This is a genomic window from uncultured Kushneria sp., assembly GCF_947497025.1.
Taxonomy (GTDB): Bacteria; Pseudomonadota; Gammaproteobacteria; order Pseudomonadales; family Halomonadaceae; genus Kushneria.
Genome location: NZ_CANMFC010000003.1, coordinates 425947 through 443385 on the forward strand (window position 1 = coordinate 425947; position 17439 = coordinate 443385).

General features: G+C 60.0%; 15 protein-coding genes. 5 read left to right on the plus strand and 10 right to left on the minus strand.

The annotated features are described in order from the left end of the window. Positions 1-35: 35 nt before the first annotated feature. Complete coding sequence (locus Q0931_RS07725) at positions 36-1874, plus strand: SurA N-terminal domain-containing protein (protein WP_299258930.1); 1839 nt, start codon at positions 36-38, stop codon at positions 1872-1874. 108 nt (positions 1875-1982) lie between these two features. Continuing rightward, positions 1983-2987 (plus strand): NADP-dependent oxidoreductase, encoded by a 1005-nt coding sequence (locus Q0931_RS07730; RefSeq protein WP_299258932.1) that lies wholly within the window; start codon positions 1983-1985, stop codon positions 2985-2987. A gap of 53 nt (positions 2988-3040) precedes the next feature. Here Q0931_RS07730 and Q0931_RS07735 read toward each other — a convergent pair whose 3' ends face one another. The 6 genes from Q0931_RS07735 to Q0931_RS07760 all read right to left on the minus strand — a co-directional run bounded on the left by Q0931_RS07735 (position 3041) and on the right by Q0931_RS07760 (position 6970). Next, positions 3041-3343, minus strand: a complete 303-nt coding sequence (locus tag Q0931_RS07735; protein WP_299258934.1) for a YkgJ family cysteine cluster protein — start codon at positions 3341-3343, stop codon at positions 3041-3043. Beyond that, on the minus strand, positions 3340-4188 hold the full coding sequence (locus Q0931_RS07740) for a 6-carboxytetrahydropterin synthase (RefSeq protein WP_299258935.1): 849 nt from the start codon (positions 4186-4188) through the stop codon (positions 3340-3342). The genes Q0931_RS07735 and Q0931_RS07740 overlap by 4 nt, the downstream gene beginning before the upstream one ends. After that, the gene (queE, locus tag Q0931_RS07745) at positions 4188-4832 is read right to left on the minus strand and encodes a 7-carboxy-7-deazaguanine synthase (protein WP_299258937.1); all 645 of its coding nucleotides are present in this window, start codon (positions 4830-4832) and stop codon (positions 4188-4190) included. Before queE ends, Q0931_RS07740 begins: the two co-directional genes overlap by 1 nt. A gap of 2 nt (positions 4833-4834) precedes the next feature. Further along, the gene (gene queC, locus Q0931_RS07750) at positions 4835-5533 is read right to left on the minus strand and encodes a 7-cyano-7-deazaguanine synthase QueC (protein WP_299258939.1); all 699 of its coding nucleotides are present in this window, start codon (positions 5531-5533) and stop codon (positions 4835-4837) included. Between the two features lie 247 nt (positions 5534-5780). After that, positions 5781-6398, minus strand: a complete 618-nt coding sequence (locus Q0931_RS07755) for a CBS domain-containing protein (protein ID WP_299258941.1) — start codon at positions 6396-6398, stop codon at positions 5781-5783. 71 nt (positions 6399-6469) lie between these two features. Continuing rightward, positions 6470-6970, minus strand: a complete 501-nt coding sequence (locus Q0931_RS07760) for a hypothetical protein (RefSeq protein ID WP_299258943.1) — start codon at positions 6968-6970, stop codon at positions 6470-6472. 236 nt (positions 6971-7206) lie between these two features. Here Q0931_RS07760 and Q0931_RS07765 point away from each other — a divergent pair, with 236 nt between their 5' ends. After that, complete coding sequence (locus Q0931_RS07765; RefSeq protein ID WP_299258946.1) at positions 7207-7806, plus strand: hypothetical protein; 600 nt, start codon at positions 7207-7209, stop codon at positions 7804-7806. An 89-nt stretch (positions 7807-7895) separates the two neighbouring features. Here Q0931_RS07765 and Q0931_RS07770 read toward each other — a convergent pair whose 3' ends face one another. Beyond that, positions 7896-8492, minus strand: coding sequence for a rhomboid family intramembrane serine protease (locus tag Q0931_RS07770; protein WP_299258948.1), 597 nt, complete (start codon positions 8490-8492; stop codon positions 7896-7898). 158 nt (positions 8493-8650) lie between these two features. On the opposite strand from Q0931_RS07770, the gene Q0931_RS07775 reads away from it, so the two are divergent. Together Q0931_RS07775 and eutC are read left to right on the plus strand one after the other, a co-directional pair. After that, positions 8651-10042 (plus strand): ethanolamine ammonia-lyase subunit EutB, encoded by a 1392-nt coding sequence (locus Q0931_RS07775; RefSeq protein ID WP_299258950.1) that lies wholly within the window; start codon positions 8651-8653, stop codon positions 10040-10042. 13 nt (positions 10043-10055) lie between these two features. Continuing rightward, complete coding sequence (gene eutC / locus Q0931_RS07780) at positions 10056-10895, plus strand: ethanolamine ammonia-lyase subunit EutC (RefSeq protein WP_299258952.1); 840 nt, start codon at positions 10056-10058, stop codon at positions 10893-10895. On the opposite strand, the gene Q0931_RS07785 is transcribed toward eutC, so the two are convergent. The 3 genes from Q0931_RS07785 to cobW are packed head-to-tail and all read right to left on the minus strand — an operon-like array spanning position 10882 to position 17417. Continuing rightward, positions 10882-12399: a cobyric acid synthase gene (locus Q0931_RS07785; protein ID WP_299258954.1), complete on the minus strand. Its 1518-nt coding sequence runs from the start codon at positions 12397-12399 to the stop codon at positions 10882-10884. The genes eutC and Q0931_RS07785 overlap by 14 nt on opposite strands. Continuing rightward, positions 12396-16277, minus strand: a complete 3882-nt coding sequence (gene cobN, locus Q0931_RS07790) for a cobaltochelatase subunit CobN (RefSeq protein WP_299258956.1) — start codon at positions 16275-16277, stop codon at positions 12396-12398. Before cobN ends, Q0931_RS07785 begins: the two co-directional genes overlap by 4 nt. A 36-nt stretch (positions 16278-16313) precedes the next feature. Beyond that, complete coding sequence (gene cobW / locus Q0931_RS07795) at positions 16314-17417, minus strand: cobalamin biosynthesis protein CobW (protein WP_299258958.1); 1104 nt, start codon at positions 17415-17417, stop codon at positions 16314-16316. Positions 17418-17439 lie beyond the last annotated feature (22 nt).

Here is a 17439-nt window from a genome sequence, read left to right on the forward strand (position 1 = left end):
CTCTCCATCATCCATCAATTTCAAGGGCCTGCTGCATGCTGCAAAAGATCAGAGATCGGGCACAGGGCTGGATCGCCAGAATAATCGTGGCTCTGATCGCGCTGACATTTACGCTATTTGGCGCAGAGTCGTTACTAAGCTATTTCAATGGTAGCCAGCGTGACGAAGCTGCTTCTGTCAATGGTGAAAAAATCAGCCGTCAGACGCTGGATACCGAGGTTCAGCGAGCTGTACGCTCAGGACGTGTGCCTCCTGAACAGCAAAATGAAGCGCGACGAGCCATTCTGGATTCCCTGATTACCCGTACGGCCATGGAGCAGTACGCCCGTGACGGTGGCATGAGCTTTTCGGATCAGCAGGTGGATCAGCTTCTTGTCAATCGACAGGAATTTCAGGACAGCAATGGGCACTTTTCTGCCGAGCTTTTCCAGCGAAGACTGGGTAGCGCCGGTTATACCCCCGAGGAGTTTCGACGCCAGCTTCAGGAAGACATGCTGACACAGCAGCTTCAAAACGGTCTGATTACAGGAACTTTCCTGCTGCCTTCTGAAGTCAGGTATCTGGCGAAGCTTCGTTATCAGACGCGCGACTTTCGTTATGCCACGCTGAATGACAGCGCGCTCGAGCAGCCGGTCAACGTCAGCGATGATGAGGTGCAGGCCTGGTATGATGCCCACAAGGAAGCTTATCAGCGTCCTGAAGAGGTCAAGCTTGAATACATCGTGCTCGACCGTCGCCAGCTGCCGGAGGATGATCAGTCCGTCGATGAGCAGCAGCTGCGTCAGCGCTATGAGCAACACCGTGCCACGGCCCCTCGTGAGGTGTCCGACATCGTGGTCACCTTTGGTGATGAGCGCACACGTGATCAGGCGCAGCAACGCGTCGATGAGATTGAAGCCCGTCTACAAAAGGGTGACGATTTTGCCGAGCTGGCAAAACAGTATTCCGATGATCCATCCAGTGCCGACAAGGGTGGTCGAATGGGGACGGTCAGCGAAGGCATCTTTGGACAGCCCTTTGATGAAGCCGTAGCTTCCATGGCGCCGGGGGAAGTTTCTCAGGGCGTGGAAAGTGATGGCGTCTTTCACATTATTCGTGTCGACAATATCGCCATCGACAGCTTCGATGACATGCGTGATGAGCTTGCCAAAGAGGTCCGGCAGGATCAGCGCGATGAGCGGTTCCAGCAGCTTGCCCAGCAGCTCAGCGATGAGAGCTTTTCGGCCGATGATCTTGAAGGCGTTGCCAGCCGTCTGAACCTTCCGTTAAAGCGTACGGATTGGGTGTCACGGGATGATCAGTTTGAGGGTGACAATACCGTGCTGGGTGAAGCCGGTGTCATGGATGCCGCCTTTACTGATGACGTCCTGAGCAATGGCTACAATAGCGAGCCAGTGGAGCTGGGGCAGGATCGTCGCGTTGTGCTGCGTGTCACCGAACACCGTCCAGCCACCACGCTGGCGCTGGATGAGGTCCGTGATCAGGTCAGAGATTCAGCGCTGCAGGAAAAACGCCGACAGGCGCTTGCCGAACAGGCCGAAAAAATGCTGGTGGCCCTTCGCCGTGGAGACACTCCTGAAGGACTTGAGTGGCAAAAGGTCAGTGGCATGACGCGTGATGGGCAGGGCGATCTCTCTGGCGATCTGGTCAATGCCGCTTTCGGTATGCCACACCCGCATGATGGCCAACCCGGATATGGTCATGCCGCAACAGGGGAGCAGCAGGTGATTTTTGCCATTGATCATGTCGATGACGAGGTCAGCGATGACCAGATATCAGCCATGTCGGATAGCCTCTGGAATGCTCAGGCAGGACAAACGATCAGCATCATGACAGATGCAATTCGTAACCATGCTGATATCTCGGCAAATTAAATAGTCTGCTATCTTTTTCAGGGCGCAACTTGTGTTGCGCCCTTTTTTATATCGGATGGTTTTCCATTTTATTGTTGGCACCCCTCTCAGGGTATGCAGGAGAGTTTTATGACCCAGTCGCGCTATTTTACGATCAGCGAGCACCCCGAAGGCCTGCCCGAGCGGTCTCTTTTTCAACTTGAGACACAGGAGCTGCCCGAGCTGCAGGAAGGTGAAGTACGTGTTCGTAATCACTGGCTTTCCGTGGATCCTTACATGCGCGGGCGCATGAGCGGTGTTAAAACGTACGTGGAGCCCTTTGAGCTGAATAAACCCATGCAGGGTGGGGCGCTCGGTGAGGTGATCGAGTCACGCCACCACACGCTCAAGCAAGGCGATCGGGTCATTCATATGGGCGGCTGGCGAGATGTGGCGCAGCTTGATGGCGATCAGGTGCAGCCGCTACCGGACATCGATGTACCACCGCAGGCCTTTCTGGGCGTTTTGGGTATGCCGGGGATGACGTCCTGGGCCGGATTGACTCTTGTCGCCGAGCTCAAATCCACGGATACCGTGCTGATTTCGGCTGCCAGCGGCGCCGTAGGCTCGCTGGCAGCACAGCTGGCGCATCAGAAGGGGTGTACAGTCATTGGCAGTGCCGGCAGCCAGGAAAAGCGTGAGTGGCTTGAAGCACGCGGTATCAAGGCAGTCGATCATCACCAGAGTGTTGATGATATCAGGAAGGCCTTGAAGGAAGCGGCCCCGCAGGGCGTTGACGTGTATTACGAAAACGTGGGGGGGCCCATGCTTGAGGCGGCCCTTGATGTCATGAATGATTTCGGTCGTATCGCGGTGTGCGGCATGATTTCACGCTACAACGAAGCCTCGCCTTCGGCAGGACCGGCCAATATTGCCGCCGTACTGACCAAACGGCTGCGCATGCAGGGCTTTATCGTGCATGAATGGGTCAAGGGGCACGAGCAGGAGTTCTACCGACAGGTGAGCCCGCTGGTCGCCGATGGCCGCATCGAATATCGTGAAACCGTGGAAGAAGGGCTCGAGCGAACTCCGGATGCCTTTTTGGCCCTGTTTGAAGGCAGCAACCAGGGCAAGATGCTGGTCAAGCTGGACTGATCTTTAGACGCTTGATGTCATGACTGAACCCGCCCTGTGCGGGTTCAGCCGTTTTACGGCGTACTGCCTGCTTCAAGCAGGGCAATATTGTGAAGGGCTTCACCTCGCGTGTGGCCACAAAGCTCGCGGTCATAATCGAAGTCGTGACAAACCTTCGGGCGGCGTGGGTCCCCGAAAAGCCGGCAAAGATTGGCCTCATCAAGCTGGATACAGCGTGTGCCTGCCGGTTTTCCCTGCGGCATGCCGGGTATGGCAGAGCTGATGGATGGCGCGATGCAGCAGGCACCGCAGCCCGGGCGACACCCGGTCTGCCGACTTGTCGCGATCACATCATGTTGTCCATCATCTAGGCTCATGCCGAATTCCGAGCGCCATGCGCGGTTGCCACGGCCCCCTTATCGATTCCCTCAAACGCCTGCACCCGGACACTGCCCCCATGTAGTGAAGCGATCTCCTTTGCCATCCAGTGGGCGATCTGTTCGACCGTGGTGGGCGTCGGCAGAATTTCGGCGTGTTCCTGTGGCAGGCGTATTGAAAAACGCCCCTGTGCCGAGTCATATCCGACATGATACATATCGTTGTCTGTATCAATCAGATCGGCCTGATCAATCAGATAAATATCTTCAAGGCGCTTTGACCACTGTATTTCAAGCGCTTCGCTGCGCTGCCCGTTATGCCATATGGCCAGACGGGAGCGATGACCATGCGCAATGCGCTGGCAGTTGCCCTTGTGACGTCGAAGGCCGTGACTGTACGTGTAGCCGCCGGCCTCATGGGGCTCTTCACGCAGGGTCACGCGTATTTTTTCGACCTGCGCTGGCGGGCGTCGGGAAAGCTCCGCGGAAAGATAGTCCCCCAGTCGTTCGGGGGTGATCTGCTGCCAGGGCAGCAGGGTATAGGCCTGGCGGGGCGCTCGTAGCTCCATGGGCCACGGATGACGGGTCTGCAGGCGAAGCCCATCATTGCACTCACCGACCGTAATATCGTGTGCTTTGGTAGGCACCAGCAGAGTATGGTCCACGGTGCTGTCGATACGTGACTTGATCCAGGGTTTGACATCCCCGAAATCAAACAGCATGCCGTCTTCACCCAGCGGCCCTTCCAGCTCAACATCGATATGGTAGCTGGCGCCGACCAGGCCCCGTTGTGGACACCAGAGGGACACATCGAGTGCGCCAAGAGCATTTACGAAAAGAATCATCAATCGATACCTGCAATCTTGTGGGTCTGCAGGGAGAGGCGCCACTGCGGGTTCGCCATGCAGTAGGCCACTGTGTCGGCCATGGTGTTGCCTGTCTCACCGCGAGGGGCAAGGTCCATGGGCTGCAGAAAGAAGTGGTCAAACTCGAGCGCCATGAAACGCTCGGGTAAAGCGTCTTCCTGCGGATAAACCAGCTTGAGCTCATTGCCGGCCAGCTGCTTGAGTTCGGCACGCCCCTTGGGACTGACGCAGAGCCAGTCGATACCTTCCGGTGCCGGGAGCGTGCCATTGGTTTCAACCGCGATTTCAAAACCACACTCGTGGATGGTCTCAATCAGGGCACTGTCCAGCTGAAGCAGGGGCTCTCCGCCGGTAAAGACCACGTAGGGCCGCGCGTGATCGGCATGCTGAGGCCACAGGGCCGCAATATGGTCTGCCAGTTCAGCGGCTGTTCGAAAGCGACCGCCGTTCTGGCCATCGGTGCCGATAAAATCGGTATCACAAAAGCGGCAGATACTGCTGGCGCGGTCCTTCTCGCGTCCGGACCAGAGGTTGCAGCCGGTGAAGCGACAGAACACCGAAGCACGTCCGGCCTGACCGCCTTCACCCTGCAGGGTGTAAAACGCTTCCTTGACGCTGTACATGGCTACACCTCCCGCGTGTGGCTGGTCTGTCTGCGATAGGGCAGCGGGTCTTTAATGCCTTGTGATGCAAAGGCCTGAAGACGCTCGCGACAGCTGCCACATTCGCCACAGGCAAGCGCTTCACCCAGATAGCAGGTCCATGTGTGGGCGTAATCCAGACCCATCTGCAGACCTTCAGCAAGGATGTCGTCCTTGCTGGCATGCAGATAAGGGGCTCGTATTTCCACGGGCGTATAGTTGGCAATCGCGGCAACATCGTTCATGCGCGCGACAAACTCGGGGCGGCAGTCAGGGTAGATGGCGTGATCGCCGCCGTGGGCCCCGTAATAGCAGATCTCTGCTTCCAGATTGACGGCGTGACCGATGGCCAGCGACAGCAGGATCATGTTGCGGTTGGGAACGACGGTCGCCTTCATGTTGTCTTCGGCGTAGTCGGCGCGTGGCATGGGCTGGCCGGCATCGGTCAGGGCCGAAGCACCGATAAGTCCATGAATGGCGCGTATATCCACGACCTGATGAGCCACGCCCAGGGTCTGGCAGACCTGACTTGCAACATCGAGTTCGCGCGCGTGGCGCTGGCCATAATGGAAAGAGAGGGCGTGAACTTCATACCCCTCGCGCAGTGCGCGATGCAAAACGGTGTAGGAGTCCATGCCGCCGGAATAGATAACGACGGCGCGTGATGCGTTCTGTAATGTCATGACGGAGAATTTCTTTGCCGATGGGAATCGACGCCCGGGATCCGGTCCGGGCGAATGAGGGGCGGCATTCTAACGCCAAATTGGTGGTATGTCAGGCACTCTGTTTTATACCGTTATCTTTTATGTACCACTTATATAAAGAAGGGATGAGCAAAATATTAAAGGAAGTGGCGTTAATGACGAAAAGGGCGGTCAAGCACCGTCAGTAAACACAGGGTCGCTTTTTGACCCTGTGTTTGAAGAACATTTAAAGGTCATGTCCCAGTACGACCGAGCGAATGGCCGAAAAGCTGTGGGCTTCGGGCGGATGATCCAGGTTAACCCCCAGTGCGTTACTGACTTCGCGGGCAGAAATGACGCCGCGAATGCGAAGACTGCCGCTTTCATCGTGATCGGTGACCAGCACATGACGGTCACCCGACGTTTTCAGCGTCTGCACAAGGTCTCCCAGCGTAGCGCGTTTAATACGCTCGTAATCGATGGAGTGCATGTCTTCACGCGCCAGCTTGATCATATCGACCGTTACATCCGATCGGTCAATATTGCGCTCCTGCATGGCGCGCGTCACGGTACTGCCGCCAAACAGTATGCGTGCACTTATGACGCCGGTAAATTCGCCCAGGTCGTTGATCACCAGCAGCATGTGAATACTGTTTTGCTTCATCGTCTGCAGGGCATCATCAACGCTGCTTTCAGACGATACAGTGAAGGCACGAACCTGCTGAAAATCGGTCAGCAGGGCCAGCGCCGAGCTGTCCATATCCAGCGAAGCAGAGGCCGTATGATGGCCCGGGCGACAGATGCTGGTGACGCTGTCCATTTCCTTGAGTGGCAGAGAACTATAAGGGGTAGGGGTAGTGTTCATGAGCGTCTCCTGTGCATGCCTTGTCAGGCAGTTTACTCAAACATGAAAAACCGGAACCGGGCGATGGCCGATTACAGATGGGCTTTCAAATCGCCCCGTACAGCATCGACAAAGGTAATGAAACGGGTATCGCGATCATAATCACTGCGATCGACCCGACAGCCCAGTTGCATGGTGTTTTTGACCAGCAGTTCATCAAAAATTTCCAGTGTCACCGCGATGGGCGGCATTGATCCTGGCGTGATGGCCCCATGTTCCAGCGTAAAGGTTTCAAGCAGGGAGGCCCTGACCCGGGTGGTGCCGCCTTCTGCTATAACGCGACGTACGAACAGCCAGCCCTCGCAGGCAAGCTCTTCACCGTTGTCCTGACGACGGCTGAACAGCGTACGGTAGCAGGCACCTTCGGCCGCGGCTCGCTCGGCCATGCTTTTGTAAGAAGCCGCCATTCGTGTCGCCATGGCACCCGACTTTGCAAGCTTTTGCACGGCACCACGATGTTCCTGATCCAGTTTTTCCTGTCTGGAAAAACGCTGCCAGTGCCGGTATTCCTCTAAGATTGAAGTCACATCCATCCCTGTCGTCGCAGCCAATAATAGTGTCGAAGGCTATCTTGCCGATACACAACGCTTCTCGCTAGTCCGTCCGGTAAAATATGGTCTGTCGCGGCACTGAAATCGAATGATGTGCCGCCAGTGATGACTTGTCCCGACGTAGACCCCTTTCCAAAATTCTGTACCGGGCAGATCAGCCCACCATCCGTTACAATCAGTCCATCTGACAGACTGACACTCATGGGAAACGAATCAAGATGATGACAAAGACATGGATGGGCGTTGGTGTATTGACCCTGATGACAGGATGCGTCTCCGGGCAATACATCATGGATGACCAGGTGGCCGGAAGCAGGGAGATCAATCCCGTGCAGGGGCAGGATGGCAACTACCTTGGATCCTTCGCTGTACGCAGGCCCTATACTGAAGTGACGCCCATACAGCTTGAACAGTGCCTGAATGCCAACATGGAGCAGCGTCAGGTGACTCTGGCGGCAGGAAAGCTGCGTAACCCGATAGGCCCGGATGAGGATATGGCCTTTAATGGCATGTCTAATAAAGGCCACAACGAAGTGTCGGGCGTTACTGGCGTTACTCATTATGAAGGGCGTGATCTGGCCTATCGTCTGGAAATTCAGCGTCTGCCGGAAGCCAACTATTATTATTTCGACCGGCTCGGTGAAGCGAGCCCCGGGCAGGACAATCAGTTTGCTCCAATTGGTGCCTGGACCAGCGCCGCGCCCATTCAGGCAAGTCAGGGGTTTGAAACCGTCGCCGATCAAATTCAGTCCTGTCTGGAAAAGGCCGCCAGTAATACGCCGGGTGAAGACCCGACCGGCTGGCAGCCACAGCCCTGATCATGGTGCCAGAGGGATTTCCCTTGAAAAAAGGGCCTCTTCCAAAAGAAGAGGCCCTTTTTAAATGCCGGACGAGTGAGTGAAACAGTCTAGAACGCCACGATCTGCTCCAGAAAGCGAGGGCCCAGTGCCGGCTCCATGATCAGGGCAAACACGACACCGTAGGCGGCGCCCCAAAGATGCGCACTGTGATTGACGTTATCCCCCCCGCGGCGGCCGGCATAAATCGACCAGCCGGTATAAACGATGGCAAAGACAATGGCCGGTACCGGAATGACCAGCACATAGAGCGTGGTCCAGGGTGCGGCCAGAATGAAGGCAAAAAGCACGGCTGACACGGCGCCTGAGGCACCGAGACTTCGATAGTTCGGATCATGTCGATGCGCCAGATAGCTGGGTACGATGGCAGCTACAATGCCGCCCAGATAGAACCCGATAAATCCTGCCGCACCAATATAGGAGACAAAAAAGCGCTCGATGGCGCGCCCAAAGAAAAACAGTGTGAACATGTTGAAAAACAGGTGTGCGCTATTGGCATGCACGAAGCCATGCGTCACGAAGCGATATATCTGACCGCGTACTATGGCCGGCGGCCAGAACAGCAGTTTCTCGATCAATTGATGATGGGTAAAGCAGGGGATGGAGACCGCGCAGGTCACCGCAATGAGCAAAAGCGTCAGCGTCATGCCTTTCTCGCCTGGAGGATGAGATGCGCCTGATCATAACGCAGAGCACATCGCTGTGCCCGTGTCGTCAACAAGTGTCCCTGTGGTCAGTCTCTGTCTGTCTCGTTTATGCTGAAAGCCGGCATCACGACAAGATCAATAACGATCCGGAGGCGCCCATGAGCGGCTATCACCATGATATCGGCAGCAAACGCTACCGCTTTGAAAACCTGAAAACGCTGATGGCCTGCGCCACGCCCGAGCGTTCCGGCGATCAACTGGCAGGCATTGCTGCGGCAGACAGCGAAACACGCGCTGCAGCGCAGCTGGCGCTGGCGGAAGTCCCGCTCACGCAATTTCTCGAAGAGATGCTGGTGCCCTATGAAGACGATGAGGTCACGCGCCTGATCGTTGATGGCCATGACCGGGCCGCCTTTGGCCGCATTGCACACCTGAGCGTGGGCGAGTTTCGCAACTATCTGCTCTCTCATGAGGTCGACAGTGACGTGCTGGCGGTCCTGTCGCCTGGCCTGACGCCTGAAATGGTCGCCGCCGTGGCCAAGATCATGCGTCTGCAGGATCTGGTGCTGGTGGGGCGAAAGTGCCGGGTGGTCACCGCCTTTCGCAATACCATCGGGCTTGAAGGGCGACTGTCGACCCGGCTACAGCCCAATCATCCCACCGATCACCCGACCGGCATCGCCGCCAGCATTCTGGATGGACTCTTGTACGGCAACGGTGATGCGGTCATTGGCATCAACCCGGCAACGGATAATACCGGCGCCGTCGTCACGCTTTTGAAGATGCTCGACGATATCCTCAGCCATTACGAGATCCCCACCCAGAGCTGTGTGCTCACGCATGTCACCACCGCCATCGAAGCCATCAACCGCGGTGCCCCCACCGATCTGGTCTTTCAGTCCATCTCCGGCACCCAAGCCGCCAATCAGGGGTTTGGGATCGATCTGGCCCTGCTAAAGGAAGGTCAGGACGCCGCCCTGTCGCTGGGGCGCGGCACGGTGGGCAATAACGTCATGTATTTTGAAACGGGACAGGGCAGCGCGCTGTCGGCCAACGCCCACCATGGCGTGGATCAGCAAACGCTCGAGGCACGGGCCTATGCCGTGGCCCGACGGTTTAATCCGCTGCTGGTCAATACGGTGGTGGGCTTTATCGGGCCCGAGTATCTCTTCAACGGCAAGCAGATCACGCGGGCCGGGCTGGAGGATCATTTCTGCGGCAAGCTGCTCGGCGTCCCAATGGGGTGTGACGTCTGTTACACCAATCACGCCGAAGCCGATCAGGATGACATGGACGCCCTGTTGACACTGCTGGGCGCCGCCGGCTGCAACTACGTGATGGGCATTCCCGGCTCTGACGACATCATGCTCAACTACCAGACCACCTCCTTTCACGACGCGCTCTATGTGCGTGAAGTGCTGGGACTGCGCGCGGCGCCAGAGTTTGAAGCCTGGTTGGAGAAAATGGCCATCACCGACCGACAGGGCAGGATCATCGTCGATCAGAATCTGCCGGCGCCCTTTGCCCATGCCCTGACGCGGGCGCACTGATTGGAGAAGTGCCATGATAGACAAATCACAGACTCCTGAAACAGGCACGCCCCGAACGGTGATCGCCAACCCCTGGCAGCCATTGCGTGAGCACACCGATGCCCGAATCGGCCTTGGGCGTGCCGGCGGCAGCCTGCCCACCGCGTCACACCTGGCCTTTCAGCTGGCCCATGCCCAGGCCCGCGATGCCGTGCATCTGGCACTCGATACCGAGCAGATGATGACCGAGCTCGAATCGCGTTTTGACAGCGTCGTTCGCTTGCACAGCCAGGCCGGAGATCGCAGCGAGTATCTGCGCCGCCCCGATCTGGGACGAAAGCTCAGTGATGAGAGTGTTGAACAGCTCACCGCCATGAACGTCAAACAGTGCGATCTATCGATCACGGTCGTGGATGGTCTGTCGGCGCGCGCCGTTCACGAACACGCTGCCACACTGCTGGATCACCTGATCCCGGCATTTGAAGAGCGCGGCTGGTCGGTGGGGCCGGTGGCGCTGATCGAGCAGGGCCGTGTGGCCATTGGTGATCCGGTGGGCCAGGCACTGGGGGCACGCATGGGGCTGGTGCTGATCGGTGAACGTCCGGGGCTCAGCTCGCCGGACAGTCTGGGCGTCTACTTCACCTGGGGCCCACAAGCGGGCCGGCGCGACAGCGAGCGCAACTGCATCTCCAACATTCGCCCGCGGGGGCAGGCGTTTGACGCCGCCGCAAGATTGATTCTCTATCTACTTGATGAAGCCTGTCGCCGTGAGATCTCCGGGGTCGAGCTCAAGGACGACTCGATCGTGGCATCCGAACTGGGTGATGGCAGCCAGGGCAACTTCCTGCTGCCGAAAACGCCTACTTCTGAATAACCGAATCAACCGGCCCTTGAGCATCCTCGAATAGCGGCCAGCGCGACCAGTCGATGGCCGCTTCGACGTGATCGGCCAGCCGGTCGATCTCACTCATGCGGTGGGCGTCGTAATCAAAAGGCTCAGGCGCCGCCAGACCGGCCCATGCCAGCAGCACGTTCAACGTGGCCGGATGATCAAACACCCCATGCAGGTAGGTGCCCAGAATTCGGCCATCCTCGGAGAGGGCACCGTCACGTCGGCCATCGTCAAGCGCAAAAACGCCCTGGGCCAGCCCTTCGCCGAGGCTTTCGCCGACGTGGATCTCATACCCCGTGACCGGGACATGGGCCTCACCCAGCAGGCAGTGCCCGGTAACGCGATGCAGCTGCTTGGTGGCCTTGAGCGTGGTGGAAAGATCCAGCCAGCCCAGGCCCACACTGTCACCGGCCGGGCCTTCCACGCCGTCCGGGTCGTCAATGCGGGTGCCCAGCATCTGATAGCCGCCGCAGATCCCCATCACGCGGCCGCCGTAGCGCAGGTGACGGGCGAGTGCCTCCGGCCAGCCCTGCTCGCGCAGCCAGTCCAGATCGGCGCGCACGTTCTTGCTCCCCGGCAGAATGATCAGATCCGCCGCACCGAGTTCTTCAGGACAACGCACAAAGCGCACGTTGACCTGAGGGTGCAGACGCAGGGCGTCAAAGTCGGTGTGGTTGCTGACACGCGGCAACAGGATCACCGCAATATTGAGCCCGTCCGCCGCGCCGGTACTGTCCCCGGCACGGGACAGGCCGTCCTCGGCCTCCAGGTGCAGGCCCTCAAGCCAGGGCACCACGGCCAGCACCGGCTTGCCGGTACGCGCCTCGAGCCATTCAAGGCCGGGCTTGAGCAGGTTGATATCGCCGCGAAAGCGGTTGATCACCAGACCCACGACCCGCGCGCGCTCCGAGGCGCTGATGATATCCAGCGTGCCCACCAGATGGGCAAACACGCCGCCGCGATCGATATCAGCGATTAAAATGACGGGGCAGTCCACGGCCTCGGCAAAGCCCATGTTAGCCAGATCATGGGCGCGTAGATTGATCTCGGCGGCGCTGCCGGCGCCTTCGACCACCACCCGGTCATAACCGCGACAGAGGCGGTCATGGGCGGCCACCACCTGCTTGAGCAGTTGGGGTTTGTAGGCGTAGTACTCGGCGGCCTTCATGTGGCCGATGGCCTGGCCCGCCACGATGACCTGAGAACCCTGATCGCAGGTGGGCTTTAACAGCACCGGATTGAAATCAACATGGGCGTCCACTTCGGCGGCCATGGCCTGTACCGCCTGGGCGCGGCCGATTTCGCCGCCATCCACGGTCACGGCGCTGTTGAGTGCCATGTTCTGCGGCTTGAAGGGCGCCACCTTGAGTCCGCGACGCGTCAGTATCCGACACAGGGCGGTCACCAGCGCGCTCTTGCCGGCATCCGAGGTAGTGCCCTGGACCATCAGGGTGCGGGATGCCCGAAAGCGATTCGTCTGGCTCATGAGGCACGCTCCTCCTGCTCATCGATGCCCAGCAGCAGGTCACGCAGGCGTTCGTGATACTGCTCGGGAGACTGCCACAGGCCTCGGGAGATGGCGTCCATCAGTGTCTCGCCCATCTCCTTGAGCGCCTGCGGGTTGTGGTCGTTCAGGAATCGCTGATTGTCCGGGTCCAGTACCAGCGCATCGGTAATCTGTTCGTACTGGTAGTCACTGACCAGCGCCGTGGTGGCGTCCCAGGCAAAGAGATAATCCACGCTGGCCGCCATCTCGAAGGCGCCCTTGTAGCCGTGGCGCTGCATGGCGCTGATCCACTTCGGATTGGTCACCCGTGAGCGCATGACCCGGTTGAGCTCTTCCTTGAGGGTGCGCATGCGCGGGCTGGCGGGGTTGGCGTGATCCCCGAAATAGAGCGCCGGCGTGGCCCCCTGCTGGCGGGCGGCGGCGGTCATGCCACCCTGAAACTGGCTGTAGTCGCCGGAATCGAGCAGATCATGCTCGCGGTTGTCCTGGTTCTGGACGATGCCTTCCAGCGTCGAGAGCCGCTTTTCGAAGGCTTGCATGGCAGGCTCGCCCTCGACCCCCTTGCCGTAGGCGTAACCGCCCCAGTTGATGTAAGCGCGCGCCAGATCCGCCTCGTCCTGCCAGTGGCCATTGTCCAGCAGCTTCTGCACGCCGGCGCCGAAGGTGCCCGGGCGTGCGCCAAAAATGCGAAAGCCGGCCTGGCGCCGCGCCGTGGCCTCATCGACGCCTTCAGCGAGCAGCGCCTCACGCCGGGCCTCGACGTTGGCGGCAATGGTATTGCCGTTGCCGGGCTCGTTGAGATCGACGAGCTTCTGAACGGCGCTGTCATACAGCGCGATCAGTCCCGGGAAGGCGTCGCGAAAGAACCCGGACACCCGCAGGGTGACATCCACCCGCGGGCGGCCAAGCAGAAAGCCGGGGATGATTTCAAAATCGATCACCCGCTGTGAGCCCGAGGCCCAGATCGGACGCACGCCCATCAGGGCGAAGGCCTGGGCGATGTCATCCCCCCCCGTGCGCATGGTGGCGGTGCCCCATACCGACAGCCCCAGGCTTGTGGGATAGTCGCCGTGCTCCTGCAGGTGGCGCATGATCAGCGCCTCGGCCGATTTCTGGCCCAGCGTCCAGGCCGTTCTGGTTGGCATGGCGCGGCTGTCGACGCTGTAGAAATTGCGGCCGGTGGGCAGGGTGTCGAGCCGACCGCGGCTGGGCGCGCCGCTGGCGCCTGGAGGAACGAACTTGCCTGAAAGGCCATCCATCAGCGCCGAGAGTTCGTTCTCCACGCTCTGATGCAGCAGCGGCAGCAGCGTCTCGCACATGAAGTGGAGCACGGCGTGGGTCCGGGGCCAGTCAGTCTCGCAAGGCAGCCCGGCATCCGAGGACAGCACGTGCTGCTCGATCAGCTGCGTGCCAAGCAGCTCCAGGCGCTCGCGGGTATGCGCTGAACTGCGCCAGCCGGTGGCTTCCAGGTCGGCGAGGCATTCAGGCCATGGCCCCTGCCAGGGCCAGGCCTCAACGGCCAGCGGGTCGAAATCGTCATGAATCTCGAAAAGCTCCAGATCCATGGCCATCGCTTTCAAAAGGCTCTGTTCGTGGGACTGGCTGCCGCGCGACAGCCGCACCAGTGCCATCAGGGTGTCACGCAGGGAGGCGTGTTCCGGCAGTTCGCCGAGCACGTGCAGGCCGTCACGAATCTGGGCCTCCTTGATGTCACAGAGGTAGTTGTCCAGCGCGTCCAGCAGGGTCTGATCGTCTTCAAGCGCCTCATCGATGCTCGGGCGCGTGCCGGCACTGGCCGAGGGTGACAGGCGCAGCTCTTCAAGCACATGGGTATGGCGCACCCGCTCGATGATCGCCTCGCGCAGAAACTGCTCGCGGCGCTGATCAAGACCGAGGGCCTGGTAATACTCATCGGTGAGTCGCTCGAGCTCGGCCAGGTCGTCATGGATGCCGGCACGCGTCATGGGCGGCATCAGGTGATCGATGATCACCGCCTGGGTTCGTCGCTTGGCCTGGGCGCCTTCACCGGGGTCGTTGACGATAAATGGATAGAGATGCGGCATGGGGCCCAGCACGATATCCGGCCAGCAGGTGTCGGACAGCGCCGTGCCCTTGCCGGGCAGCCACTCGAGATTGCCATGCTTGCCGACATGCACAAACGCATCAACGCCATAGACGTGGCGCAGCCAGAAATAGAACGCCAGGTAGCCGTGGGTCGGCGGCAGGTCCGGGTCGTGATAGGCGGCGTTCTGGTCGATATCAAAGCCCCGCGCCGGCTGCACACCAACAAAGGTCTCGCCCAGTCGCATGCCGGCAATCATCAGGCGCCCCTGGCGATAGAGAGGATCGTCCTCCGGTGCGCCCCAGCGATCAAACACTGCCTGCTGGCACACCTCCGGCAGTCGCGCAAAGTGCTGCTCGTAGGTGGCAAGCGACAGACTCTGCGCGGCCGGGCGCGTGTCAAGGTGCGCCACGTCGTTGGTGATCGTCTGTGTCAGCCACTCGATGAGCGCGGTGGGGTCATGCGGCAGGGCATGGGTGACTGGATAACCCGATTCGCGCAATTGAAGAAGAATATTGAGCGTCGAGGCCGGCGTATCGAGCCCCACGCCATTGCCGATGCGCGCATCGCTTGAGGGGTAGTTGGCCAGCACCAGCGCGATACGCTTGTCCTGATTGGCTTTTTCGGCAAGCCGGACCCAGCGCCGGGCCAGTTCGGTGACAAAGCGGGCCCGCTCCTCGTGAAGCGCATGAATCACGATGTCGTGCTGACAGCGCGTCGAGTGATAGTGCGCCGACTTGAAGGCGATCGGGCGGGTGATGATGCGCCCATCCAGCTCCGGCAGCGCGACTTGCATGGCAATGTCACGCGGTCTGAGCCCCATGGGCTGAGCCTGCCAGTCTTCCAGTGTGGTGCCCACCATGATCAGCTGCAGGATGGGGATGTGGCGCGTCCAGGGGTGCTGATAGCCGGTCTGCGTGACATCCGCGGTGGCGGCCAGGGCAAAGCCGGTGGTATTGAGCATGATGGCGGCATGGCTCTGCTCGATCAGCTCATCGAGGGTGTCCAGACACAGGCGCTCCTTGAGCGAGGCCACGGCGACCGGCAATACATTGAAGCCGCCCGCTTCCAGAATGCCGATCAATGCGTCAAAGACGCTGGTGTTGCCCTGCTGGAGATGGCTTCGATAGAACACCAGTGCCGCCACCGGCTGCTCGGGCTGCCAGCGCGTCCGCCATTGATTCAGGGTGATGTGACCGGGTGTGGCGGTGAGATCATTGGGCGGGGCATGTAAAACGACCCGCGGCAGCGGCTGAGGTTCGCGCCACGGCCGGGGGCGATTCAGGAAGCGATCCTCGAGCCAGTTGAGCAGGGCGCGGGTGTTGTCGGCACCGCCTTCGCGCAGGTAGCGCCACACCCGATGCGCCTCCTGGTAACTCACCGTTCCGGCCTCGAGCAGGCTTTCATCCTCGACGTCTTCACCGGGCACCACGATCAGCGTGCGGCCATCCCGCTGTGCCCACGCCTTCAACTGCTCGAGACCATAGGTCCAGTAGGAAGCGCCCCCCAGCAGGGAGAGCACCACCACGCGAGCGCCCTTTGGCGCCTCATCGCCGCGTTGATCCAGCACCCGGTCGCGATAGAGATCAAACGCGGCGGGTTTTAACAGGTTCATCCAGTTGGCCAGGCGGATGCTGGTATCGCGCTGGGCGTCATCGGCCTCGATCACGGTGGCCAGCAGGGCCAGTGCACTGTCGGCAGCCGACAGGATCACCAGTTCGGCAGGCGACTGACCGAGATCGACAATGCCGTTGTCATCGCTGAACCCGCCGGGCTGGGCGGCGAAAAGGTGCATGCGTCACCCTCCACTAAAGGACTGTCGGGGCTGATATCAGCGGATGTGCTCGTGGTGCTCGGCCTCGGACAGTGCGGCCTGCAGGCGATCGCGATCCAGACCCTTGCCGATCACCACCAGCCGGGTCTGGCGCGTCTCGTCGCTGCGCCACGGCCGGTCGAAGTGATGGGTGAGGCGATTGCCCACCGCGTGCAGCACTTGGCGCATGGGCTTGCCGACATCGACAAATCCCTTGACCCGATAGATGGTCTGTTCGGCCAGTGCCTGTTCCAGCGCCCTGACCAGGGTGGGGCTGTCCACGCTGCCCAGCGTGATGACGCAGGAGTCAAAATCATCGTGAGCATGGTGGTGCTCGCGTCCGTGGGCGTGATGATCATCATGATGGGTGTGAATGTCGTCGGCCCGACCTTCCGAGGCCAGCTGCAGGCCCATGACGGCGGCCACATCGACTTCGCCATGCGTGGCCCAGAGCGTCTTGACCCGCTCGGGCAGCTCCCCGCGCAGCTGTTGCTCCAGTACCCGGCGCGCCTCGTCGTCCAGTGCATCGCCCTTGCTGATAATGACAAGATCTGCCGAGGCGAGCTGGTCATCGAGCAGCTCCTGCAGGCTCGGGTCGTGATCCAGACTCTCATCGGCCTGACGCTGTGCCTCGATGCGCTCATGATCATGGGCCACCCGTCCGGCCGCCAATGCCGGGCCGTCGACGACCGTAATGACACTGTCGACCGTGCAGAACTGCTTGATGTCGGGCCAGTTGAAGGCCTGTACCAGCGGCTTGGGCAGCGCAAGCCCCGAGGTCTCGATCAGGATGTGATCAATCTGGTCGCGTCGCTCGACCAGCTTTTGCATCACCGGCAAAAACTCCTCTTCCACGGTGCAGCAGATACAGCCGTTGGCGAGCTCGAAAACGCCCTGTTCGCGTTCGACGGCATCTTCCTCACAGCCTTCGATCTGGCAGCTGCGTACCAGCTCGGCGTCGACATCCAGCTCGCCAAACTCGTTGACGATCACGGCGATGCGTTTGCCGCCGGCATTGCGCAAAAGGTGTGACAGCAGGGTAGTCTTGCCGCTGCCGAGAAAGCCGGTGACGACGGTAGCCGGGATCTTGTGCAGCTCGGGGCGTGATTCGATAGAGGACATGAGGTTCTCCTGACAATAGGAA

Bases quoted from the DNA above. Each gene is read 5' to 3' on its own strand.
- Q0931_RS07725 (WP_299258930.1), top strand. From the start codon at position 36: ATGCTGCAAAAGATCAGAGATCGGGCACAGGGCTGGATCGCCAGAATA.
- Q0931_RS07785 (WP_299258954.1), bottom strand. From the start codon at position 12,399: ATGAGCCAGACGAATCGCTTTCGGGCATCCCGCACCCTGATGGTCCAG.
- Q0931_RS07740 (WP_299258935.1), bottom strand. From the start codon at position 4,188: ATGATTCTTTTCGTAAATGCTCTTGGCGCACTCGATGTGTCCCTCTGG.
- Q0931_RS07765 (WP_299258946.1), top strand. From the start codon at position 7,207: ATGATGACAAAGACATGGATGGGCGTTGGTGTATTGACCCTGATGACA.
- Q0931_RS07730 (WP_299258932.1), top strand. From the start codon at position 1,983: ATGACCCAGTCGCGCTATTTTACGATCAGCGAGCACCCCGAAGGCCTG.
- cobN (WP_299258956.1), bottom strand. From the start codon at position 16,277: ATGCACCTTTTCGCCGCCCAGCCCGGCGGGTTCAGCGATGACAACGGC.
- queE (WP_299258937.1), bottom strand. From the start codon at position 4,832: ATGTACAGCGTCAAGGAAGCGTTTTACACCCTGCAGGGTGAAGGCGGT.
- cobW (WP_299258958.1), bottom strand. From the start codon at position 17,417: ATGTCCTCTATCGAATCACGCCCCGAGCTGCACAAGATCCCGGCTACC.
- Q0931_RS07735 (WP_299258934.1), bottom strand. From the start codon at position 3,343: ATGAGCCTAGATGATGGACAACATGATGTGATCGCGACAAGTCGGCAG.
- Q0931_RS07755 (WP_299258941.1), bottom strand. From the start codon at position 6,398: ATGAACACTACCCCTACCCCTTATAGTTCTCTGCCACTCAAGGAAATG.
- queC (WP_299258939.1), bottom strand. From the start codon at position 5,533: ATGACATTACAGAACGCATCACGCGCCGTCGTTATCTATTCCGGCGGC.
- eutC (WP_299258952.1), top strand. From the start codon at position 10,056: ATGATAGACAAATCACAGACTCCTGAAACAGGCACGCCCCGAACGGTG.
- Q0931_RS07775 (WP_299258950.1), top strand. From the start codon at position 8,651: ATGAGCGGCTATCACCATGATATCGGCAGCAAACGCTACCGCTTTGAA.
- Q0931_RS07760 (WP_299258943.1), bottom strand. From the start codon at position 6,970: ATGGATGTGACTTCAATCTTAGAGGAATACCGGCACTGGCAGCGTTTT.
- Q0931_RS07770 (WP_299258948.1), bottom strand. From the start codon at position 8,492: ATGACGCTGACGCTTTTGCTCATTGCGGTGACCTGCGCGGTCTCCATC.